This is a genomic window from Moorena sp. SIO2C4 (genome assembly GCF_010672485.1).
GTDB classification, from domain to species: Bacteria; Cyanobacteriota; Cyanobacteriia; order Cyanobacteriales; family Coleofasciculaceae; genus Moorena; species Moorena producens.
The window spans coordinates 1-4,202 of sequence record NZ_JAAHGN010000668.1; the positions used below are offsets into that span (position 1 = coordinate 1).

Annotated in this window: 4 protein-coding genes and 1 pseudogene; 3 read left to right on the forward strand and 2 right to left on the reverse strand. The window is 47.5% G+C overall.

The genetic code is table 11. From position 1 onward, the window contains the following. The 3 genes from F6K20_RS26820 to F6K20_RS26830 form a co-directional block, all read left to right on the forward strand. On the forward strand, positions 1-657 hold a 657-nt coding region (locus F6K20_RS26820; protein ID WP_287296668.1), incomplete at its 5' end, for a Uma2 family endonuclease. Positions 658-793: 136 nt separating this feature from the next. Continuing rightward, a complete protein-coding gene (locus F6K20_RS26825) occupies positions 794-1,600 on the forward strand; it encodes a Uma2 family endonuclease (protein ID WP_287265906.1) in 807 nt (268 codons plus the stop codon). Positions 1,601-1,682: 82 nt separating this feature from the next. After that, positions 1,683-2,102 (forward strand): DUF29 family protein, encoded by a 420-nt coding sequence (locus F6K20_RS26830; protein WP_287296670.1) that lies wholly within the window; start codon positions 1,683-1,685, stop codon positions 2,100-2,102. 199 nt (positions 2,103-2,301) lie between these two features. Here the strand turns inward: F6K20_RS26830 and F6K20_RS26835 are convergent, their stop codons facing one another. Continuing rightward, positions 2,302-3,942 (reverse strand): NAD(P)H-hydrate dehydratase, encoded by a 1,641-nt coding sequence (locus F6K20_RS26835; protein WP_287296673.1) that lies wholly within the window; start codon positions 3,940-3,942, stop codon positions 2,302-2,304. 60 nt (positions 3,943-4,002) lie between these two features. Continuing rightward, positions 4,003-4,202, reverse strand: a pseudogene (locus tag F6K20_RS26840) (SPOR domain-containing protein); the annotation flags it as partial.

Consider the following 4,202-nt stretch of genomic DNA (forward strand, 5'->3'; position numbering starts at 1 on the left):
CTAATTCCCATTCTGGAAAACGGCGATCGCTTAACTCGGGTGGAATTTGAACGACGATACCAGGCAATGCCTGATACCAAGAAAGCAGAATTGATTGAAGGAGTCGTTTACGTGGCATCTCCCGTCAGGATCACTAAACATGCCAATCCCCATGGAAAAATCATTACCTGGCTAGGGGTCTATGAAGCCGCTACCCCTGGTGTCATGTTGGGAGACAATCCTACGGTGCGGTTAGATTTTGATAATGAGCCCCAACCGGATGCAATTCTGCGCATTGATCAACAAAAGGGTGGACAGTCCCGCATTACTGACGATGACTATATAGAAGGAGCACCGGAGTTGATTGTCGGGATTGCAGCCAGTAGTGCTTCCTACGACCTCCATGACAAGCTACGGGCTTACCGGCGCAATGGAGTAAAGGAGTATCTAGTTTGGCTGGTGCAAGAGCAACAGTTTCGCTGGTATGAATTGGATGCAGGGGAGTATCTCCAGCAGCAGCCAGATCAGTTGGGGGTGCTGAGCAGTAACGTGTTTCCAGGATTGCAGTTGGCAGTAGAGCCGTTACTAGCTGGGGAAATGCAACGGGTATTGGCAGTGCTTCAGGAGGGGATAGACTCAAAGGCACATAAAGACTTTGTGGCTCGATTGGCTCAGTAGCTGATACTGGGGAGATGGCTATTGCGATTGACCTTCGGTCACGCTTCGCGAACGCAAACAGCAACAAACCCACTGCTGGGACCCTAGGTGACTTACCCAAGTGCTACCCTCAAACTATCAGGTTCAACAGAAGATCATGTACCAAACTGACCCACCGCTTTCTCCCAGCGAAACTATGCCGACTATGTATGACTTACCTAGTGAAGACCCAGAGGAGCCTGGTTTGCCTGACGAATTTCACGACTTCCAACCCCAGCTATTGCGGGAAACCTGCCAACCTCCTAACTATCCCAGGGAGGAGATGTTCATTGGTACAGACCTAAATTTATATTACGATAGCCATCATTTATTGTGGCACAAACGACCGGATTGGTTCCTGGTATTGGGTATCACTCCTGCTCAACAACAACAAGACCTGCGCTGGAGTTATGTGGTTTGGCAGGAAGGAAGAGCGCCATTTTTGGTAGTGGAACTCTTATCACCAGGTACCGAAGCGGAAGATTTAGGACAAACCCTAAGGTCTGCCAACAAGCCACCCACTAAATGGCAAGCCTATGAACAATATATGCGCATTCCTTACTATGTTGTCTTTGACCGTGTCTTGATGCAGTCGCTCATGGGGGAAACCCCAAGACCGCGCTGCATCGCTTATGAAAACCAGTTGCGGGTGTTTCAATTAATTGTCACCCAGTATCAGGAAGTAGAGCTTTCTGAGCCCAAATTTTGGATTCCAGAACTGGAATTAGGGTTAGGAGTATGGCAAGGTAAATATCAAGACACAGAAGGGTTGTGGCTGCGTTGGTATGATGGAGCTGGTAATTGGATTGAGACTTCAGCAGAACGGGCAGAACGGCAAAAGCAACGGGCAGAACAGGAATCCCAACGGGCAGAAAGATTGGCAGAAAAATTGCGTACCCTTGGCATCAATCCCGATGATTTGTAAGGGGGGTGATCCAACTTCCCGACTCCCGACTCCCGATTCCCGACTCCCGATTACCGATTCCCTACTCCCATCAACCCATGACATGGAAGAATTAACCTTATTACGTCAACTAATTGAAGAAAAAAAGTATCATAAAGCCTTAGAAATTGTTGATGAACTAGAAGAAATGTCAAGGGAGGATAAACTAAATAAAATTTATAGCTATGCAGTCATATTACTATTACATTTAATCAAGCAAGAAGTAGAAAAACGCACGACCCGCTCTTGGGAATTTTCTATTTATAATGCCAGCAAAAATATTAAACGAGTTAACAAACGGCGAAAATCAGGAGGATATTATGCAAATCAAGACGAATTATTAGAAATTTTAACCGATGCCTTTGAGACAGCCCTAAAAAAAGCAGCATTAGAAGCCTTAGAAGGCAGATATACAGATAGTGAACTCAAAGAAAAGATTGACGAAGATAAAATTAAACAGAAAGCTTTAGGTTTAATTTGTTAACAAGAGGGAGCAGGGAGCAGGGAGTAGGGAGTAGGGAGTAGGGAGTAGGGAGTAGGGTGTGGGCTAAGGGGGTGACAAGCATCATTAATTAGCCTTTGGTTTTATAATCTTTCCTCTCCTCACACTTTCCATACTTCCCACACTTCCCACACTTCCCACACTTCCCACACTCTTCCCCCTATTGCCTATTGCCTATTGCCTATTGCCTATTGCCTACTCCCTCTTCCCTCTTCCCTCTCACCACTGGCATCAAAAACTCCGCCAAGGTCCCCCCATCGACCCCCAACTCACTCCGCTCCTGAGCCGCTAAAATACCAGCTTGGGCATGCCACCAGGCTGCCGTTGCCACTATTGCCTCCAAAGGATGCTCAGACAGAACTGGCTGAGCCAATAAGCCTCCCACTAGTCCCGTGAGGACATCGCCACTCCCCCCTCGGGCTAGAGCTGGTGTACTTTCAGGAATCAGCCACACCGAGCCCCTGGGATTTGCGATCGCACTCCTGGCTCCTTTTAACAACACCACAGAGCGACTCAATTGGGATGCCTTCTGCACAGCCTTGACTCGATCCGGTAACAGTTCTGCAGAATCGGGAAATAAACGTCGGAACTCTCCAACATGAGGGGTTAACACTGTCTGGCCTCGACGCTTCAACAAAGTGGGAATAGTGATCAGTTCCGCCAGGATATTTAAACCATCCGCATCCAAAACAATTGGGCATTGGGCAGCTAAAACCCCTTGCACTATATCCTTAGCATCCTTTGTTAAACCAGGACCACATGCGATCGCATTATAAGTATGATAGCTACCAGAATCACTACCAGAGGGTTGGTTTAACTTCTCTAACACTAACTCAGGCAAAAATCCGTTGGCGTAGCGTGACCTTAGGTCAATCGCACCCGCCGTCGTTTCTGGGCAACCAATTACCACAGCTTCTGGCAAGTGACTGACCACTAGCAGTTTGATAGACTCCGGCACTGCCATTGAAAGCATCCCCACCCCACTAGCACGAGCCCCTAATCCCGCCAAAATTGCTGCCCCTGAATACTGTTTAGAGCCACAAATCAGCAACAGATGGCCCTGTTGGTACTTATGCGTTACCTTAGGGCGAGGTAAAGGCAAAAACTGTTTCGCAACAGTTTCGGTAACTCGGAGCAAATCTGGTGGCTCACCTAAAATGGACCAAATATCCTTGAGGGGAATACCAAAATCAATTAACTGAGCTTCACCAATATAATCCAACCCTTGGTCTTGCAGAAACCCCAACTTCCACAACCCTAAGCATAATGTCCGGGTAGCCCGAACCGCGATGCCCAACACTTCCCCAGTATCAGTGTGTAATCCCGAAGGCAAATCAATACTCACCACCGGTTGTGACCATTGATTCAACAGCTCAACCGCCTCAGCGATACTACCAGAAAGCGATCGCGTCAGTCCAAATCCGAACAAACCATCAATAATCAGGTCACACTCATACAGCGCTTCAATCTCGTCATAAAAAGGAATCCCCAAGCTAACCGCATACCGAGCATGGTAGTCAGTCAATTCCTTCAGTTTCGACAAAGGACGGTAAATGTGGATCTCATACCCCTGTAAATAAAGTTCACGAGCAACAACTAACCCATCGCCCCCATTATGACCAGGACCAACTAACACACCCACTCGCCTATTCTCAGCACAGGGATAAAGACCTTGAATAGAGCGAGTAATCAATCCTGCCACCTTTTCCATCAAAGCTGCTACAGGCATCCCCGCCTCAAAGATGCGCCCTTCAATCTCACGCATCTGCTCAGCAGTTACCACCACTTGTTCAATTAGTTCTCGCCGATTCTGAGACTGCATCAATTCTTAATTCTGCCTTCTTAATTCTTAATTCTTAATTCTGCATTCTACATTCTGCCCCTACCGACCAAAATACACCCGTGCATCCCAACCAGCAGAGCGCAAACGATTACTCCAACGTTCTGCCTCCCCTAGCTTTTTAAACGGACCAACAGCAACATGCTTACCTCTTGGGGCATCTCGTTGGCTCACTAAATCCTGAGCAATCCCAATTTTAACCAATTCCCTTACCATCTCTGGTAACCTCTGAGCATTGCCAG

Excerpts from the sequence above, each read along its gene's own strand:
- F6K20_RS26825 (WP_287265906.1), top strand. The coding sequence starts at position 794 with ATGTACCAAACTGACCCACCGCTTTCTCCCAGCGAAACTATGCCGACT.
- F6K20_RS26830 (WP_287296670.1), top strand. The coding sequence starts at position 1,683 with ATGGAAGAATTAACCTTATTACGTCAACTAATTGAAGAAAAAAAGTAT.
- F6K20_RS26835 (WP_287296673.1), bottom strand. The coding sequence starts at position 3,942 with ATGCAGTCTCAGAATCGGCGAGAACTAATTGAACAAGTGGTGGTAACT.